Origin of the sequence: Pseudomonas sp. Leaf15 (genome assembly GCF_001421425.1) — a bacterium.
Classification (GTDB): domain Bacteria; phylum Pseudomonadota; class Gammaproteobacteria; order Pseudomonadales; family Pseudomonadaceae; genus Aquipseudomonas; species Aquipseudomonas salomonii.
This window is the reverse complement of record NZ_LMKI01000034.1, coordinates 433,961-451,984: the sequence shown is the minus strand read 5'-3', so window position 1 is coordinate 451,984 and position 18,024 is coordinate 433,961. Positions and strand designations below refer to the sequence as shown.

The window sequence follows — 18,024 nt, the reverse complement described above, 5'->3', positions numbered from 1 at the left end:
CGTGAAAATTCGTCTCTCTCTTGTCAGCCTATTGTTTGCATTTACAGGCACCTTCGCACACGCTGCCGAAACCACTCTGGCCCCGCGTGATAACTCCAAACTGCAGATCGCTTCCGGCAGCGCCATATTGGTCGACCTGCAGACCAATAAAGTCATCTACGCCAGCAACCCCGATGTGGTAGTGCCGATTGCCTCCGTCAGCAAGCTGATGACCGGCCTGATCGTGCTCGAAGCCAAACAGAACATGGATGAGTACATCGACATCAACATCAAGGACACGCCGGAGATGAAAGGCGTGTTCTCCCGGGTGAAAATCGGCAGCGAAATGCCGCGCAAGGAAATGCTGCTGATTGCCTTGATGTCCTCGGAAAACCGCGCCGCCGCCAGCCTGGCCCACCACTACCCAGGCGGCTACCCGGCGTTTATTGCAGCGATGAATGCCAAGGCCAAGGCGCTGGGCATGACCAGCACGCACTACGTGGAACCTACCGGCCTGTCGATTCACAACGTGTCCACCGCCCGCGACCTGAGCAAGCTGCTGGCCGCCGCGCGTAAATACCCGATGCTGAGCCAACTGAGCACCACCAAGGAAAAGACCGTGGCGTTCCGCAAGCCCAACTACACCTTGGGTTTCTCCAACACCGACCACCTGATCAACCGCGCCAACTGGGATATCAAGCTGACCAAGACCGGCTTCACCAACCAGGCCGGCCATTGCCTGGTGCTGGTGACCAGCATGGGCAACCGCCCGGTCTCGCTGGTGATCCTTGATGCGTTCGGCAAGTTCACCCACTTCGCCGATGCCACCCGTATCCGCAACTGGGTCGAAACCGGCCGCAGCGGTTCGGTGCCGGACGTGGCGTTGCGCTACAAGGCCGACAAGAACCTGAAGAGTCGCCCGAACGCCGCTGAAGTACGCCGCTGAATAATGTGGGAGCCAGCTCCCACAGGCTATAGCCTTCAGCGTTTTTACTTTCTTTCCGCCAACACCTTGAGCGCCTGCGCCGCCGCCTGCTCTTGCCCGGCCTGCGCCGTGGCATTGGCAGAATCACGCCAGCGCTGCCCATCCACATTCGCCGGCAACTGGCTCGGGCGCTGGGTCAAAATCGCCCAGTGCCCCGCGTTCTTCCACGCCGACTCAAAATCACTGAAGCTCATCAACAACCGCCGGTCCAGGCCCGAACGCAGCAACACCGTGCTCTTCTGCTGATTGAACCCCACCACCACCACGTAGCGCGTACCCGACCACATGCTCGGATTAATCCGTGCCATCACCGGGTAACCCGCCGCCACTTGCGCCAGCACGGCCGTCAACTGGCTGTCCAGCGGGTACACCATCAGCCCGTATTCACGCGCCAGCACCTGCATGTTGCGCTCAAGGTTCGCCTCGCCGCCCGGCAAGTGCAGGGGTTTGTCGAGCAAGCCGGGTGTCATGACAATGCCTTGTTGCGACAGCATGCTGGCTAATGCTGAAGGACCGCTCTGATAGGCCTCGCTGCGATACGCCGGCACGCCCGTGAGTTCAACGCGCTCCGGCAAGCCCGCCAGTTTCGACGGGTGCCCGGAACACGCCGCCAACCCGAGGGCGCACGCCAGCAACAAGGAGGTTTTAACGTTCGAGCGTAAGCGCAATTTTTTACTCTCTTGATCAACGGCCGGTAAGGGCCCAGATCATAGCCCAATCGCGTTCAGGGAGCAGTGACAGCGCGCTGATATAGCCAACAAGTTGGACCGATTCGACCATTGGTCAATAGCACGCAACCGTCAGCTGACTAGACTGTCCATTGAGAAGACTGTGTGTGCCCCCAGCGGGGCGAAAGGAGGCCGGAATGAGCCTTGCAACAACGATTTTCATGTTGGTGTGTGGTTGGCTGGCAGTAGCCGCCGCCATGTTGTGGGGTGTGATGCGCGTAACGCGTCGGCATCACCACCCCCATGTCACACCTGCTGCACCGGCCAAGCCGCACAAGGCCGAGGTGCATCACGCCTAACCAGGCATGCAATTGAAGTCCTGAGTCGCGGCCACTTCCTTGCCGCGACCGTCCTTGAGCACGGCACGCACGGTAGTGCCCAGGCTGGATTCCACCAGCGTGTAGTGCTCACCCGCCTTGAAATTCTTGTACTCGACCCGGCCCTGGCAGTCTTGCTGGTTGTCGTCGCCCGGCTCTTCTTCAAACAGTGTCACATCCAAACGATGGTCCCCCGGCGTCACTTCAAAATAACGACCGTCGTCCACGCGGTGGCCGTCGACGCGCTCGGCCATCAGGTCATTTGGCGCTTCTTCCTTCAGACCGATCCACGCTTCGCTCGGGTCAGCTTTAGGGAGGGGGCCGGCGCAGGCCGACAACAACAAAACAACACCCAGTGCGGGGATCAACAACAAAGGTTTGAGTGACATGGCAGGGCTCCAAAGGGCTTCAGTAAAAAGGCTGGAAGCGATTCAACTGTATCGCCGCCGATGGGTTACAAGCTTGGAGAGCGGCCTTATGTAGAACAAATGAATACATATGAAACGATCTTCAGCCGTTAACTAAATGTTCCTTCACCTGGCTGAAAGGTGCGTGTTAGGTGGGTCGGGCAAGACTGCCGGGGTTTGCAATCCTGCTCCCTCGGAGGTTCACGCATGCTCGGGCTGGTAAAGACCGCACTGCAAAAGCCCTACACGTTTATCGTGTTGGCCATATTCATCTGCATCATCGGGCCGATGGCGGCCCTGCGAACCCCCACGGATGTTTTTCCCGATATCGGCATCCCCGTCGTCGCTGTGGTCTGGCAGTACAACGGCCTGTCACCGGACGCCATGGCCGGTCGGGTGATCTACACCTACGAACGCTCCTTGAGCACCACCGTTAACGACATCGAACACATCGAATCGCAATCGCTGCCCGGCATGGGCATCGTCAAGATCTTCTTCCAGCCCGGCGTGGATATCCGCACCGCCAACGCCCAAGTCACGGCCGTGTCACAAACCGTGCTCAAGCAGATGCCACCCGGCATCACGCCGCCGCTGATCCTCAACTACAGCGCTTCCACGGTGCCGATCCTGCAACTGGCGTTTTCCAGCCCCAGCCTCTCGGAAGCCAAGATCCGCGACCTGGTGCAGAACAATATCCGCCTGCCCCTGAGCGCCCTGCCCGGCCTGGCCATGCCCACGCCAATGGGCGGCAAGCAACGCCAGATCACCCTCGACCTCGACCCCCAGGCGCTGGCCGCCAAAGGCTTGTCGGCACAGGACGTGGGCAACGCGCTGGCACTGCAAAACCAGATCATTCCAGTGGGCACCGCCAAACTCGGCCCCAACGAATACACGATCCTGCTCAACAACAGCCCCAAGGCGATTGATGAGCTCAACGACCTGCCGATCAAGACGGTCGACGGCGCAATCATCACCATCGGCCAGGTGGCCCACGTGCGTGACGGCTCGCCGCCGCAGACCAACATCGTGCGCGTCGACGGCCACCGTGCGGTGCTGATGCCGGCGTTGAAAAACGGCAGCATCTCTACCCTGTCGATCATCGACGGCATTCGCCAGATGCTGCCGCGTATCAACGAAACCCTGCCGCCGTCGCTGAAGACCTCACTGCTGGGCGACGCCTCGGTGTTCGTTAAACAATCGGTGGGCAGCGTGGCCCAGGAAGGCATCATTGCCGCATTGCTGACCAGTGCGATGATCCTGCTGTTCCTCGGCAGCTGGCGCTCCACCTTGATCATCGCCGCCTCGATTCCGCTGGCAGTGTTGTCGGCCATTGCGTTGCTGGCGGCCACCGGGCAAACCCTCAACGTGATGACCCTCGGCGGGCTCGCATTGGCGGTGGGGATTCTGGTCGACGATGCCACGGTGACCATCGAAAACATCAATTGGCACCTGGAACAAGGCAAGGCGGTGAAGACCGCGATCCTCGACGGCGCCGCGCAGATCGTCGGCCCGGCGTTTGTGTCGCTGCTGTGTATCTGCATCGTGTTTGTGCCGATGTTCCTGCTGCAAGGCATTGCCGGTTACCTGTTCCGGCCGATGGCGCTGGCGGTGATTTTCGCCATGGCCAGCTCGTTCATTCTCTCGCGCACCCTGGTGCCGACCCTGGCGATGTTTTTGCTCAAGCCGCACGTGCCGGAGCAAGGGCCTGGGCATCACCCGGAAGATGAGTTCATCAACCATCACGAAGGTGAACAGCACAAGAAGCCGCGCAATCGCGTGCTGCAATCGGTGCTGAATTTCCAGCAGGGTTTCGAGCGGCACTTCTCGAATATCCGCGACACCTACCACGGCCTGCTGACCCTGGCGCTGGGCGCACGCAAGCGCTTTATCGTCGGCTTCCTGGCCTGCGTGCTGGCCTCGTTCCTGCTGCTGCCGAGCCTGGGCCAGGACTTCTTCCCGGCCACCGACGCCGGTGCGCTTGCCCTGCACGTGCGCTTGCCATTGGGCACGCGTATTGAAGAAAGCGCGGCGGCGTTCGACCGCATTGAAGCGCGGATTCGTGAAGTGATCCCCGCCGCAGAGCTCGACACCATCGTCGACAACATCGGCATCCCGCTCAGCGGCATCGACATGGCCTACAGCAGCAGCGGCACCATCGGCCCGCAGGATGGCGACATCCAGGTCAGCTTGAAAAAGGACCATGCGCCGACCGCCGACTACGTGAAAAAACTGCGTGAAGCCTTGCCGCAAAGCTTCCCCGGCAGCCACTTTGCGTTCCTGCCTGCCGACATCAGCAGCCAGATCCTCAACTTCGGTGCCCCGGCGCCGCTGGACGTGAAAATCTCCGGGCGCAGCGATGCAGAAAACCGCGCCTACGCCATCGAACTGGAGCGCCGCCTGCAACATATTCCGGGCATCGCCGACCTGCGCATCCAGCAGTCCACCGGCTACCCATCGTTGCAGGTGAACGTCGACCGTATGCGCGCCAATGGCCTGGGCATCACCGAGCGTGACGTCACCAACAGCATGGTCGCCTCGCTGGCCGGCAGCTCCCAGGTGGCGCCAACGTTCTGGCTTAACCCGGCCAACGGCGTGTCCTACTCCATCGTCGCCGCCACCCCGCAATACCGCCTCGACAGCTTGCCGTCACTGGAAGCCTTGCCGGTGACCGGTGCCGATGGGCAATCGCAAATCCTCGGCGGCGTGGCGAGCATCTCCCGCGTGCAAAGCCCGGCGGTGGTGACCCACTACAACATCGAGCCGACCCTGGACCTGTACGCCAACGTGCAAGGCCGCGACCTCGGCGGCGTGGCCCGTGACGTGCAAAAAGTACTGGATGACACCGCCTCCATGCGCCCCAAAGGCGCGGTGATCAGCCTGCACGGGCAGATCGATGCGCTGCATGAAGCCTTCAGCGGGTTGAGCTTCGGCTTGCTCGGCGCCGTGGTGCTGATCTACCTGCTGATCGTGGTCAACTTCCAGTCGTGGGCTGACCCGTTTGTGATCATCACCGCGCTGCCGGCCGCACTGGCGGGGATTGTGTGGATGCTGTTCCTCAGCGGCACCTCGTTGTCGGTGCCGGCACTCACCGGCGCCATCCTCTGTATGGGCGTGGCCACCGCCAACTCGATCCTGGTGGTGAGCTTCTGCCGTGAACGCCTGGCCGAACATGGCGATGCGTTGAAGGCCGCCATGGAAGCCGGTTACACGCGTTTTCGCCCAGTGTGCATGACCGCCCTGGCGATGATCATCGGCATGTTGCCGCTGGCGATTTCCGAAGAGCAGAACGCCCCGCTCGGCCGCGCCGTCATCGGTGGCTTGATCTTCGCCACCATCGCCACATTGTTGTTTGTACCCGTGGTCTTCAGCCTGGTCCACGGTCGTCACCCTACTCGCGAAGTTGCTGGAGAAACCCCCCATGTCGTCTGATCACAAACCCTCGCGCAAGCGTCTGATGCTCCTGGGTGTCGGCGGCCTGACATTGGCCGCCCTGTTGGTCGCCAACGGCCTGCACGCCCGCACCACCCACGAAGAAGCGGTGACGGCCTGGACCGAAACCGCCGCCATCCCCCAGGTGATGGTATTCCAGCCCAAGCTCAACGCGGCCGGCGATACCCTGCGCCTGCCCGCGCACCTCGACGCCTGGAGCAAGGCGCCGATTCATGCGCGGGTGAGCGGCTACCTCAAGGACTGGAAAGTCGACATCGGCAGCCAGGTGAAAGCCGGGCAAATCCTCGCCGAAATCGACAGCCCGGACCTCGACCAGCAGCTGGCGCAAACCCACGCCCGCCTGCTCCAGGAACAGGCCAATGCACGCCTGGCCGCAACCACCGCCACACGCTGGCAGAACCTGCTCGCCAGCCATTCGGTGTCGCGTCAGGAGGCGGATGAAAAAACCTCCAACGCTGCCGCGGCCAAAGCCAACGCCGAGGCCGCTGCTGCCGACTACGCGCGGCTGTCGGCACTGGAAAGCTACAAGACCCTCCGCGCGCCGTTCGCCGGCACCATCACCGCGCGCAACACCGATATCGGCCAGTTGATCAAGGCCGACACCGACAGCGACCCGGAACTGTTCAACATCGCCGACACCCACCAACTGCGCCTGTACGTGCCGGTGCCGCAGAACTATGCGTCGGTGATCCATCCTGGGCTTGAGGCCGAGCTGACCGTGCCCGAGCACCCTGGCGAGCACTTCAAGGCGCGCCTGATCGGCGACTCCACCGCCATCGACCGCCGTTCCGGCACCCTGCTTGCGCAATTCGTCGCCGACAACCCCAACGGCGAATTGCTGCCCGGCGACTACGCCGAAGCCACCCTGCCAATCCCGGCCGACACCCACGGCGTGAGCATCCCGGCCAGCGCCTTGATCTTCCGCGCCCAAGGCACCCAAGTGGCGGTGCTGGATGCGCAGAACCACGTGCACCTGCAAGACATCCACATCGGCCTGGACCTGGGCGAGCGTCTGGTGATCGACCAAGGCCTCAAACCCGCCGACCGCGTGGTCGACAACCCGCCCGACGCGCTGCGCGAAGGCGACCCGGTAGCGCTTGCCCAAGCCGGAGGTGCGCATGCGCATAAGGTTTAACCCTCTCGCGGCGCTGGTGCTGCTGGCCTTGCAGGGTTGCTCGATGGCGCCCACCTACAAGGTGCCCTCGGTTGACCTGCCCGCCGGCTACCGCGAACAGACCAGCGATGGCCCGTGGCACAGCGCGCAACCGTCCGACCAACTGGCACCCCAATGGTGGAAGCTCTACAACGACCCGCACCTCAATGACCTGCAACAGCAACTGCTCAACGCCAACCCGGACCTGGCGGCGGCGCTGGCGCACTTTGATGCGTCCCAGGCGTATGCCAGCCAATTGCATGCCGGGCTGTTCCCGCAAATCACCGCCAGTGCGCAGCCATTGCGCCAGCGGCAATCGGATTCGCGGCCACTGCGCGGCGATACGCAGCCGTCGGTGTACAACAGCAATACCGCAGCGTTTTCGCTGAGCTACGACCTGGACCTGTGGGGCAAGATCCGCAACCAGGTCGCGGCCGGTGATGCCCAGGCGCAAGCCTCCGGGGATGACCTGGCGGTGGCGCGCCTGAGCCTGCAGCATCAGCTGGCGACCTTGTACGTGCAGCTCAACGGCCTGGATGCGCAGAGCCGGATCCTCAACAGCTCGCTGGAGGATTTCAGCCAGGCGCTGCAACTGACCCGCAGCCGATACGAAGGCCAGATTGCTTCGGAACTGGACCTCACCCGTGCGCAAAACCAACTGGCCGAAGCCAAGGCTCAACTGGATGAAGTGCGCGGGCAACGCAACCTCACCGAGCACGCCATTGGTGAGCTGGTGGGTGTGGCGGCCAGCAACTTCACGCTGCCGCCGAGCCAGCAATTGATTGCCTTGCCGGGCATCCCCTCGCAACTGCCGAGCCACCTGCTGCAACGTCGTCCGGACATTGCCGCGGCGGAACGGCGGGTGTTTGCGGCCAATGCCAATATTGGCGTGGCCAAGGCGGCGTGGTATCCGGATTTCAGTCTCACCGGGTTGATAGGCGGGCAGACTCAAGGGGTTGGCAACCTGCTGTCTGCCGGTAACCGCTACTGGGCGCTGGGGCCGTTGGTGAATCTGCCGATCTTTGAGGGTGGGCGGCTGAGCGCCAATGAGCGGCAGGCCAAGGCCGAGTTTGAAGAAGCGTCGGCGCAGTACCGCAGCCATGTGCTCAAAGCGGTGCGAGAGGTGGAAGATAACCTGGCGCAACTGCGGGATTTGCAGCAGGAAGCCCAGGACGAGCAAGCGGCGGCGGACGCAGCAGAACATACGCAGTCGTTGGCGACGAACAGCTATCAGGCCGGGGCCGTGAGCTATCTGGATGTGGTGACCGCGCAAACGGCGGCGTTGCAGGCGCAGCGAACCTTGCAGGCCGTGCAGACCCGGCAGTTGCAGGCGAGTGTGGGGTTAGTCACTGCGCTCGGCGGTGGCTGGCAACCCGGTGCCTGAATCTCCCCTGTAGATCGTTCCCACGCTCCGCGTGGGCATGCAGCCGGTGACGCTCCGCGTCACGACTTTAAGGGCGGACGCAGAGCGTCCAGAGCGGCATTCCCACGCGGAGCGTGGGAACGATCTGCATCCGGGAAATCTCCTACAAGTGTTTAGGGTTGCTGCTCGGAACTGCGCTGACTAGTCTTCACCGGTCGCTGCCAATTCAGCGATCGGACGTGAGAAATCCGAATTTTTCCCCTAGGCGCATAAGCGCCCGCCCTATACAGTGCAGGCGCTTTTTAAGTGCTTGCTGTTATGGCGGCTGTGCGCGGGCACGTTTCGGCGTGGCCAAGCCAATGGGGACTTGGTTTTCTCACCTCGCGTACAGCTGCCACCCATGTCTGTGAGAAAGACCGGGTGATGGCTCCATCCCCTTGGAGTTACCTCATGATCAAAGACAGTCCAAACCCACCTTCCGACTCAAACCTGCTCTTCACCCTCCGCCCCAACCTCGACACCGAAACCTTGCTGGTCAATGCCTCTCAGGATCTGGAATCCATCACTGCCATCGCGGCGAACCTGGCTTTTGAAGTTGAAGGTCCGCAACGCAGCGTGGTACTGGGGATTTGTCGGATGGTGGAGGGTGTGCAGTTGCTGGTTGATCGGGTCGTAGAGGGAAGCGGCGAGGCACGCGTGCAGTAACGGCGTCGCCTGTCAGGGCCTCATCGCAGGCAAGCCAGCTCCCACATTTGGAATGTATTCACAGACCAAAAGATGGGAGCTGGCTTGCCTGCGATGAGCATAGGGATCTACCCACCTTTTTAAAGCTGCCACATTCCTCTGTGGCGAGCAGGCTTGCCCTGCGTTGGGCTGCGCAGCAGCCCCAATGTAGACACCGAGATACTCCTGAAAGAACTCTGCGTCTGTTTTTTGGGGCTGCTGCGCAGCCCAACGCAGGGCAAGCCTGCTCGCCACAACAGCCCGCTTGCCACAGACTTTGTATTCAACAGAAGTTGCTTAGATATCTGTACTGCGATAGCACCCTATCAGGCAGCAAGCTTCCCACTGGCAATCGCCGCCGACGCCGCCACCATCGCCCGCAGCAACACCGCACACCCTGCCGCCAGATCATCCGGCGCGGCATTCTCGATTTCGTTATGGCTGATGCCGCCTTCACACGGCACGAAGATCATCCCGGCCGGGCCCAGTTCAGCGACAAAGATAGCGTCGTGCCCTGCCCCGCTGACAATATCCATGTTCGACAACCCCAACCCATTCGCCGCATCACGCACGGCGTCCACGCAACCTTTGTCGAAGTACAACGGCGGGAAGTCAGCAGTGGGCTCCAGTTCGAATGTCAGCCCATGCTTGGCACAGGTCTCGTCGATCACCTTGCGCACCTGGGCAATCATCGAATCCAGACGCGCCGGTTCCAGGTGGCGGAAGTCCAGGGTCATGCGCACTTCACCGGGGATCACATTGCGTGAACCTGGGTAGGCCTGCAGGCAACCGACAGTGCCGCACGCATGGGGTTGATGCCCCAACGCCGCGGCATTCACCGCCGCTACCACAGCGGCCGCGCCCACCAGCGCATCCTTGCGCAGGTGCATCGGCGTCGGCCCCGCGTGGGCTTCAACGCCACGCAGTTTCAGGTCAAACCACTTTTGCCCCAATGCTCCCAGCACGACGCCGATGGTTTTCTTCTCGTCCTCAAGAATCGGGCCTTGTTCGATATGCGCTTCAAAATACGCGCCCACCTTGTGGCCACTGACAGCACGCGTGCCCGCATAGCCAATCGCGTTCAACGCATCGCCCACGCTGACGCCATCCACATCGACCTTGGCCAAGGTATCGGCCAGGGTGAACTTCTCGGCAAACACACCCGAGCCCATCATGCACGGCGGGAAGCGCGAGCCTTCTTCGTTGGTCCACACCACCACTTCCAGCGGCGCTTCGGTTTCGATCTTGAGGTCATTGAGGGTGCGCAGCACTTCCACGCCCGCCAGCACGCCGAAGCAGCCGTCGAACTTGCCGCCCGTAGGCTGGGTGTCGATATGGCTGCCGGTCATCACCGGCGGCAGCTTGGGGTTGCGGCCAGGGCGCCGGGCGAAAATATTGCCGATGCCATCGATGGTCACGGTGCAACCCGCGTCTTCACACCACTGCACAAACAGGTCGCGGGCCTTGCGGTCGAGGTCGGTGAGGGCCAGGCGGCAGACACCGCCCTTGGGCGTGGCACCGAGTTTGGCCAGGTCCATCAGCGACTGCCACAGGCGGTCGCGGTTGATGTGCTGATGGGTCGATTGCAGAACGTCCAGGGCAGCGTTCATGGGGATCTCCTCAGGCTGTGGTTCTTATGATTTAACTCGATCCAATGTGAACCGAGCTTGTGTGGGAGCTGGCTTGCCTGCGATACAGGCGACTCGGTATTCCCGCCGAACCGAGGTGATGCAATCGCAGCGGTGCGACGACTCGACAAGCCAGCTCCCACAGTGACCGCATTTACACAGGTGATTTGGCGGCGACCGGGCTGATACGGCGCTTGACATTCAAGCCGTAATACAACAACCCACCCAACGCCGAGCCGGTGAACCAGCCGTAGCTGTAAAACCAGCTGAACGCATCACTGCCCAGCGACAGCAAGGTCAGCACCACCGGTACGCCGAAGGCCACAAAGCCGCTCCAGTTCCATGCCGGGTACACGTCGTCGCGATACAAACCGGCCAGGTCCAGTTGCTGTTTGCGCGTAATGAAATAGTCCACCACCATGATCCCGGCAATCGGGCCGAGTAGGCTGGAATAGCCCAGCAACCAGTTGGAATACACGGTTTCCAGGCTCACATCCGAGACAATCAGCCCGAGTTTTTTCAGCAGTTCGTGGGCCATCAATGCCAGCCCGACCAGGCCGGTGAGGATCACCGCCGTGGTGCGGTTGATCAGCTTGGGCGCGATGTTCTGGAAGTCGTTGGTGGGCGAGACGATGTTCGCGGCGGTGTTGGTGGACAAGGTGGCGATGATGATCAGCGCCATGGCGATAGCCACCCACACCGGACTCTGAATGTGCCCGATCAGGGTGACGGGATCGGAGACGCTGACGCCCACCAGCTTCACCGACGCCGCGGTCATGATCACGCCGAGGGCGGCGAACAGGAACATGGTCAGCGGCAGGCCGAAAATCTGCCCGAGAATCTGGTCCTTCTGGCTGTTGGCGTAGCGGCTGAAGTCGGGAATATTCAGCGACAAGGTGGCCCAGAAGCCGACCATGGCCGTCAGCCCGGCCATAAAGTAACCGGTGAGGCTCGCGCCTTCGGGGCGCTTGGGTGGGATTGCCATCAACTCGCTGAGGGACACATTCGGCATCGCCCACACCAGTAAGCCAATTCCCACCGCCACCAGCAAAGGCGCGGACAGGGTTTCCAGGCGCTTGATCGACTCGGCGCCACGCAGCACCACCCACAGGTTCAAGGTCCAGAAAATCATGAAGCCGATCACTTCACCGGTGCCGCCGAGGGATTTCCAGCCTTCGAAAATCGAACCCAGGAACAGGTGAATCGCCAGCCCGCCGAACATCGTCTGGATGCCAAACCAGCCACAGGCCACCAGCGCCCGGATCAGGCACGGCACGTTGGAGCCGAGGATGCCGAAGGAGGAGCGCAACAGCACCGGAAACGGAATGCCGTACTTGGTGCCCGGGAAGGCGTTAAGGGTCAGGGGGATCAGCACCACGATATTGGCCAGCAAAATCGCCATCAGCGCCTCGCCCACCGACAGCCCGAAATAGGCGGTGAGCACGCCGCCCAGGGTGTAGGTCGGCACGCAGATCGACATACCAACCCACAGCGCAGTGATGTGCCACTTGTTCCAGGTGCGTTCATGCACCTTGGTCGGTGCCATGTCGTGGTTGTAGCGCGGGCTGTCGAGGACGTCGGGGCCGGCGTCGAGTTCATACAGGCCGTTGCGTTCAATGACTTGCGATCTGTTCTGTTGCATGGCCGCTCCACGGTTTTTTTTAAAATTATTGTTGCTCATCCAGCGCGTGGCGCCGGATGGCCGGAGTACCTCGTAAACAACATGACATCACGGGCTCGGCCAGCCGCCACTGCACTCAAAATCCGTGCCGACAACCGCATCGGAACCCGCACCGCTTATATAACTCGCTGATGTTTATCAGCTTTCCGATTGTGCCCTGGGTACTTGTCGCCTTACTCAGGCTAAATAACGCGAAAGTTGCCCGAACTGTCAGGACTCAATCTGGTGCAACACAATTATTTTTATTTACTCATGCCGTCAAGTGGCATGTCTCAAGCGTCTGATTTGCAATAAGAAATGTTGCTCAATTTAAGAACCTGTCAAGTGCGTCAAAATGGTGAGCGGCCGCTACATTTTGGGTATTTTTAGTTTTTTACCTTTAAAATCATGAAGATAAAATCGTTATAAGCTTAAGAAAAATCTTCTTGCTCATTCGAAAAACTCGGGCTAGTTTCTATTCCTGTCACCGATGACAGGATTAAACCTTCCATCGGCAAGCAGCATTACAACACTTAGAACTGGCACAAGCCGGTCAAGCCTGTGAGGAACTCGACATGTCGCTGTTGATCCGTGGCGCCACCGTTATTACCCATGATGAAAGTTACCGCGCTGATGTGTTATGCGCAGACGGTCTAATTCGCGCTATTGGCACGAATCTGGACGTTCCCGCCGGCACTGAAACACTCGATGGCAGTGGCCAATACTTGATGCCCGGCGGCATCGACCCGCATACGCACATGCAACTGCCCTTCATGGGCACTGTGGCCAGTGAAGACTTTTTCAGTGGCACGGCGGCGGGTCTGGCAGGTGGCACCACCTCGATCATCGACTTCGTAATTCCCAACCCGCAGCAATCGCTGATGGAGGCTTTTCACCAGTGGCGCGGCTGGGCGGAAAAATCCGCCTCCGATTACGGTTTTCACGTGGCGATCACCTGGTGGAGCGAGCAGGTGCGCGAGGAGATGGCCGAGTTGGTCAGCCACCATGGCATCAACAGCTTCAAGCACTTCATGGCCTACAAAAACGCGATCATGGCGGCGGACGACACCCTGGTCGCCAGCTTCGAGCGCTGCCTGGAACTGGGCGCGGTGCCGACGGTACACGCGGAGAACGGCGAGCTGGTGTATCACCTGCAACGCAAGCTGATGGCCCAGGGCATTACCGGGCCGGAAGCGCATCCGCTGTCGCGTCCGTCCCAGGTGGAAGGCGAAGCAGCCAGCCGCGCCATTCGCATCGCCGAGACCATCGGCACGCCGTTGTATCTGGTGCACGTATCAACCCAGGAAGCACTCGACGAAATCACCTATGCCCGTGGCAAAGGCCAGCCGGTCTACGGCGAAGTGCTGGCCGGGCACCTGCTGCTGGATGACAGCGTGTACCAGCACCCCGACTGGCAAACCGCCGCCGGTTACGTGATGAGCCCGCCGTTCCGTCCGCGTGGGCATCAGGAAGCACTCTGGCACGGCTTGCAGTCGGGCAACCTGCACACCACCGCCACCGACCACTGCTGCTTCTGCGCCGAGCAAAAAGCCGCCGGCCGCGACGACTTCAGCAAGATCCCCAACGGCACCGCCGGCATCGAAGACCGCATGGCGCTGCTGTGGCACGAAGGCGTGAACACCGGGCGTTTGTCGATGCAGGAATTTGTTGCGCTGACGTCGACCAACACCGCGAAGATCTTCAATCTCTACCCGCGCAAAGGCGCGATCCGCGTGGGTGCCGATGCAGACCTGGTGCTGTGGGATCCCGAGGGCACGCGCACGATTTCGGCCAAGACCCACCATCAGAAGGTCGACTTCAACATCTTCGAAGGCAAGACCGTGCGCGGCGTGCCGAGCCACACCATCAGCCAGGGCAAGCTGGTGTGGGCCGACGGTGATTTGCGCGCCGAGCGCGGTGCCGGGCGGTATGTGGAACGGCCGGCGTACCCGGCGGTGTTTGAGCAGTTGAGCAAGCGGGCCGAGCATTCCAGGCCCACTGCTGTAAAGCGCTGAGACCGCTATCGCAGGCAAGCCAGCTCCCACATGTTGATGTGCGAACACATTCAAATGTGGGAGCTGGCTTGCCTGCGATGAGGCCGGTACAGGCAACAAAAATGCCCGCCAGAGGCAATCCCAAAAAAACCGTGAGGCCAAAACCGTGATCCAGACCCTGACCCACCTCCCCCATCCCCATGAAGATGGGCCGACACTCGCCAGCCACTTCACCGACCTGGCGCCGCCTCTCAACGCCCGCCAGGCCCAACTGGAAGCCTCGCGCTGCCTGTATTGCTACGACGCGCCCTGCGTGAATGCGTGCCCCAGCGAAATCGATATCCCGTCGTTCATCCGCAATATCCACACCGAGAACGTGCAAGGCGCCGCGCAGAAAATCCTCTCGGCCAATATCCTCGGCGGCAGCTGCGCTCGCGTTTGCCCCACCGAGATTCTGTGCCAGCAAGCCTGCGTGCGTAACAACGCCGAAGAATGTGCGCCGGTGCTGATCGGCCTGTTGCAGCGCTACGCCATCGACAACGCGCACTTTCGCGAACACCCGTTCCAGCGCGCGGCACCCACGGGCAAACGCATCGCCGTGGTCGGCGCCGGGCCTGCGGGCTTGGCCTGCGCCCACCGCGCCGCCCTGCATGGCCATGACGTGGTGATTTTCGAAGCCCGGGAAAAAGCCGGCGGCCTGAATGAATACGGGATCGCCAAGTACAAGCTGGTGGATGACTTCGCCCAGAAGGAACTGGATTTCCTGTTGCAGATCGGCGGCATCGAGATCCGCCACGGCCAGCGCCTGGGTGGCAACCTGACCTTGAGCGACCTGCACCAGCAATTCGATTCGGTATTTTTGGGCCTTGGCCTCGCTGCCAGCAAACAGCTGGGCTTGCCCCATGAAGACGCGCCCGGCCTGCTCGCCGCCACCGACTATATCCGCGAACTGCGCCAGGCCGATGACCTCAGTCAACTGCCCTTGGCCGACCGCTGCATCGTGCTCGGTGCCGGCAATACCGCCATCGACATGGCTGTGCAAATGGCCCGCCTGGGCGCCCGCGATGTCAACCTGGTGTACCGCCGTGGCCTGGCCGATATGGGCGCCACTCACCATGAACAAGAGATCGCCAAGGCCAATCAGGTGCGGCTGCTGACCTGGGCTCAACCGGATGAAGTGTTGCTGGATGATCAAGGCCGTGTGCGCGGCATGCGCTTTTTGCGCACGCGCATGGAAAGCGGTCGCCTGCAGCCCACCGGTGAGGCGTTTGAACTGGCCTGCGACGCAATCTTCAAAGCCATCGGCCAGGGTTTTGACAACGAGGCGCTGCACGATCCGTTGGCCCAGCAACTGCACCGCGTGGGCGAGCGCATCTTCGTCGACGAACAACTGCAAACCAGCATCCCGGGCATCTATGCCGGCGGCGATTGCGTCAGCCTCGGCCAGGACCTCACCGTGCAGGCGGTGCAACACGGCAAGCTGGCCGCCGAGGCCATGCACGCCCAACTCATGCTGAACGTGGAGGCTGCGTAATGGCCGATCTCTCGATTGTATTCGCCGGTATCAAAGCCCCCAACCCGTTCTGGCTGGCCTCCGCGCCGCCCACCGACAAAGCCTACAACGTGGTCCGCGCCTTTGAAGCCGGCTGGGGCGGCGTGGTGTGGAAAACCCTCGGTGAAGACCCGGCGGCGGTCAACGTCTCGTCACGTTATTCAGCGCACTACGGTGCCAACCGTGAAGTATTGGGTATCAACAATATCGAGCTGATCACCGACCGCTCCCTGGAGATCAATCTCAAGGAAATCACCCAGGTGAAAAAAGACTGGCCCGACCGCGCCCTGATCGTGTCGCTGATGGTGCCGTGTGTTGAAGAATCCTGGAAAAACATCCTGCCGTTGGTAGAGGCCACCGGCTGCGATGGTATCGAGCTGAACTTCGGCTGCCCCCACGGCATGCCCGAGCGCGGCATGGGCGCAGCGGTCGGCCAGGTGCCGGAGTATGTGGAACAGGTGACGCGCTGGTGCAAGACGTACTGCTCGCTGCCGGTGATCGTCAAGCTCACGCCGAACATCACCGACATTCGCGTGGCGGCGCGTGCGGCGTATCGCGGCGGCGCGGATGCGGTGTCGCTGATCAACACCATCAACTCCATCACCAGCGTGGACCTGGAACGCATGGTCGCCCTGCCGGTGGTCGGCACGCAAAGTACCCATGGCGGTTATTGCGGCTCGGCGGTCAAGCCGATTGCGTTGAACATGGTCGCCGAAATCGCGCGCGACCCGCAGACCCAAGGGCTGCCGATCTGCGGCATCGGCGGCATCGGCAATTGGCGTGATGCGGCGGAATTTGTCGCCCTGGGCTGCGGCGCGGTGCAGGTGTGCACGGCGGCGATGCTGCATGGGTTTCGGATTGTGGAAGAGATGAAGGACGGGCTGTCGCGGTGGATGGACAGCCAGGGCTACGCCAACCTGCAGGCCTTTTCCGGGCGGGCGGTGGGCAATACCACGGACTGGAAGTACCTGGACATCAACTATCAGGTAATTGCCAAGATCGATCAGGAGGCGTGTATCGGCTGTGGGCGTTGCCATATTGCCTGTGAGGACACCTCGCACCAGGCGATTGCCAGCTTGAAACAGGCGGATGGCACGCATAAATACGAGGTGATCGATGATGAGTGCGTCGGCTGCAATTTGTGCCAGATCACCTGCCCGGTGGCCGATTGCATCGAGATGGTGCCAATAGAAACGGGCAAGCCGTTTTTGAACTGGACGCAGGATCCGCGTAACCCTTACCGCGAAGCTGTGTAAGTTACCTTTTGAAATGATCGTTCCCACGCTCCGCGTGGGAATGCAGCCAGGGACGCTCCGCGTCCCAAGAGCGGACGCAGAGCGTCCAGTGAGGCATTCCCACGCAGAGCGTGGGAACGATCATCAAGGCTCCAAGCCAATCCCACGCAAAATCACACTGGTCACCGTCTGGATCGCCTTCTCGAACTGCATATCCGACAACGGCTGGTGATCATTCAAGATTTTCACCTGATGATCAAAATCCGCATAGTGCTGGGTCGAGGCCCAAATCAAATACAGCAGGCTTGACGGCTCCACCGGCAGGATGCGTTTGTCTTCCACCCACTGACGAATTTTCGCCTCCTTCATCTTGGCCCAGTCGTACAGGCTTTCATCCAGCGCTTCACCGAGGGTCGGCGCGCCGTGGATGATTTCATTCGCCCAGACTTTCGAACCATAGGGCCGCGTGCGCGAGCGCTGCATCTTGGCGCGGATGTAACTGCTGAGCACAACCCGTGGGTCGTCGAAGGTTTCAAAGCTCAGGGCGTCCTGCTTCCACAGGTCCAGCAGGTCGAACAGCACGGCGCTGTAAAGCTCGCTTTTGGTGCTGAAGTAGTAATGCAGGTTGGAGCGCGGCAGTTGCACTTCTTCGGCAATGTCGGCCATGGCGGTGCTGCCATAGCCCTTCTCGGCGAAGACTTTCTCCGCCGCCAACAGGATTTTCTCGACGTTGCTGCGCCGGATGCCGATCTTGTGATTGCCCATGGATGGTGGAGCCCCAGTCACTTTTAAATACAATTCATTTTCAAGCATCACATCATGAACCGCTTCATTAGGATACACGCCGTTG

General features: G+C 61.2%; 14 protein-coding genes. 9 read left to right on the top strand and 5 right to left on the bottom strand.

Going from position 1 to position 18,024, the window contains the following annotated elements:
• Position 1: 1 nt before the first annotated feature.
• Positions 2-925 (top strand): D-alanyl-D-alanine endopeptidase, encoded by a 924-nt coding sequence (pbpG, locus tag ASE80_RS25690; protein ID WP_056861390.1) that lies wholly within the window; start codon positions 2-4, stop codon positions 923-925.
• 44 nt (positions 926-969) lie between these two features.
• Here pbpG and ASE80_RS25685 read toward each other — a convergent pair whose 3' ends face one another.
• Positions 970-1,632, bottom strand: a complete 663-nt coding sequence (locus tag ASE80_RS25685; protein WP_056861389.1) for a peptidase C39 family protein — start codon at positions 1,630-1,632, stop codon at positions 970-972.
• A gap of 197 nt (positions 1,633-1,829) precedes the next feature.
• Between ASE80_RS25685 and ASE80_RS31175 the strand changes: the two genes are divergently transcribed.
• Complete coding sequence (locus ASE80_RS31175; protein ID WP_164488410.1) at positions 1,830-1,991, top strand: hypothetical protein; 162 nt, start codon at positions 1,830-1,832, stop codon at positions 1,989-1,991.
• On the opposite strand, the gene ASE80_RS25680 is transcribed toward ASE80_RS31175, so the two are convergent.
• Positions 1,988-2,398, bottom strand: coding sequence for a PA0061/PA0062 family lipoprotein (locus ASE80_RS25680; RefSeq protein WP_056861388.1), 411 nt, complete (start codon positions 2,396-2,398; stop codon positions 1,988-1,990). The genes ASE80_RS31175 and ASE80_RS25680 overlap by 4 nt on opposite strands.
• Positions 2,399-2,623: 225 nt before the next feature.
• On the opposite strand from ASE80_RS25680, the gene ASE80_RS25675 reads away from it, so the two are divergent.
• The 4 genes from ASE80_RS25675 (at position 2,624) to ASE80_RS25660 (ending at position 9,087) form a co-directional block, all read left to right on the top strand.
• Positions 2,624-5,845 carry an efflux RND transporter permease subunit gene (locus ASE80_RS25675; protein ID WP_056861387.1) on the top strand — a complete coding sequence of 1,074 codons (3,222 nt, stop codon included), beginning with the start codon at positions 2,624-2,626 and terminating at the stop codon, positions 5,843-5,845.
• Positions 5,835-7,001, top strand: coding sequence for an efflux RND transporter periplasmic adaptor subunit (locus tag ASE80_RS25670; RefSeq protein WP_056861386.1), 1,167 nt, complete (start codon positions 5,835-5,837; stop codon positions 6,999-7,001). Before ASE80_RS25675 ends, ASE80_RS25670 begins: the two co-directional genes overlap by 11 nt.
• Positions 6,985-8,403, top strand: a complete 1,419-nt coding sequence (locus ASE80_RS25665; protein WP_056861385.1) for an efflux transporter outer membrane subunit — start codon at positions 6,985-6,987, stop codon at positions 8,401-8,403. Before ASE80_RS25670 ends, ASE80_RS25665 begins: the two co-directional genes overlap by 17 nt.
• Before the next feature lie 429 nt (positions 8,404-8,832).
• Positions 8,833-9,087, top strand: coding sequence for a DUF6124 family protein (locus ASE80_RS25660; RefSeq protein WP_056861384.1), 255 nt, complete (start codon positions 8,833-8,835; stop codon positions 9,085-9,087).
• A gap of 344 nt (positions 9,088-9,431) precedes the next feature.
• Here ASE80_RS25660 and ASE80_RS25655 read toward each other — a convergent pair whose 3' ends face one another.
• Complete coding sequence (locus ASE80_RS25655; protein WP_056861383.1) at positions 9,432-10,715, bottom strand: Zn-dependent hydrolase; 1,284 nt, start codon at positions 10,713-10,715, stop codon at positions 9,432-9,434.
• Positions 10,716-10,887: 172 nt separating this feature from the next.
• Entirely contained in the window at positions 10,888-12,375 is a 1,488-nt protein-coding gene (locus ASE80_RS25650; RefSeq protein WP_056861382.1) for an NCS1 family nucleobase:cation symporter-1, read from the bottom strand.
• 593 nt (positions 12,376-12,968) lie between these two features.
• Here ASE80_RS25650 and hydA point away from each other — a divergent pair.
• The 3 genes from hydA (at position 12,969) to preA (ending at position 17,195) form a co-directional block, all read left to right on the top strand.
• On the top strand, positions 12,969-14,408 hold the full coding sequence (gene hydA / locus ASE80_RS25645) for a dihydropyrimidinase (RefSeq protein ID WP_056861381.1): 1,440 nt from the start codon (positions 12,969-12,971) through the stop codon (positions 14,406-14,408).
• A gap of 145 nt (positions 14,409-14,553) precedes the next feature.
• Positions 14,554-15,921 carry an NAD(P)-dependent oxidoreductase gene (locus ASE80_RS25640; protein ID WP_056861380.1) on the top strand — a complete coding sequence of 456 codons (1,368 nt, stop codon included), beginning with the start codon at positions 14,554-14,556 and terminating at the stop codon, positions 15,919-15,921.
• Positions 15,921-17,195, top strand: coding sequence for an NAD-dependent dihydropyrimidine dehydrogenase subunit PreA (preA, locus tag ASE80_RS25635; protein ID WP_056861379.1), 1,275 nt, complete (start codon positions 15,921-15,923; stop codon positions 17,193-17,195). Before ASE80_RS25640 ends, preA begins: the two co-directional genes overlap by 1 nt.
• A gap of 123 nt (positions 17,196-17,318) precedes the next feature.
• On the opposite strand, the gene ASE80_RS25630 is transcribed toward preA, so the two are convergent.
• On the bottom strand, positions 17,319-17,939 hold the full coding sequence (locus ASE80_RS25630) for a TetR/AcrR family transcriptional regulator (protein WP_056861378.1): 621 nt from the start codon (positions 17,937-17,939) through the stop codon (positions 17,319-17,321).
• Positions 17,940-18,024: the final 85 nt, after the last annotated feature.

What these genes read in the sequence shown, in the direction of transcription:
- ASE80_RS31175 (WP_164488410.1), top strand. Translation starts at nt 1,830, where the DNA reads ATGAGCCTTGCAACAACGATTTTCATGTTGGTGTGTGGTTGGCTGGCA.
- hydA (WP_056861381.1), top strand. Translation starts at nt 12,969, where the DNA reads ATGTCGCTGTTGATCCGTGGCGCCACCGTTATTACCCATGATGAAAGT.
- preA (WP_056861379.1), top strand. Translation starts at nt 15,921, where the DNA reads ATGGCCGATCTCTCGATTGTATTCGCCGGTATCAAAGCCCCCAACCCG.
- ASE80_RS25655 (WP_056861383.1), bottom strand. Translation starts at nt 10,715, where the DNA reads ATGAACGCTGCCCTGGACGTTCTGCAATCGACCCATCAGCACATCAAC.
- ASE80_RS25675 (WP_056861387.1), top strand. Translation starts at nt 2,624, where the DNA reads ATGCTCGGGCTGGTAAAGACCGCACTGCAAAAGCCCTACACGTTTATC.
- ASE80_RS25650 (WP_056861382.1), bottom strand. Translation starts at nt 12,375, where the DNA reads ATGCAACAGAACAGATCGCAAGTCATTGAACGCAACGGCCTGTATGAA.
- ASE80_RS25665 (WP_056861385.1), top strand. Translation starts at nt 6,985, where the DNA reads ATGCGCATAAGGTTTAACCCTCTCGCGGCGCTGGTGCTGCTGGCCTTG.
- ASE80_RS25680 (WP_056861388.1), bottom strand. Translation starts at nt 2,398, where the DNA reads ATGTCACTCAAACCTTTGTTGTTGATCCCCGCACTGGGTGTTGTTTTG.
- ASE80_RS25630 (WP_056861378.1), bottom strand. Translation starts at nt 17,939, where the DNA reads ATGGGCAATCACAAGATCGGCATCCGGCGCAGCAACGTCGAGAAAATC.
- ASE80_RS25670 (WP_056861386.1), top strand. Translation starts at nt 5,835, where the DNA reads ATGTCGTCTGATCACAAACCCTCGCGCAAGCGTCTGATGCTCCTGGGT.
- ASE80_RS25660 (WP_056861384.1), top strand. Translation starts at nt 8,833, where the DNA reads ATGATCAAAGACAGTCCAAACCCACCTTCCGACTCAAACCTGCTCTTC.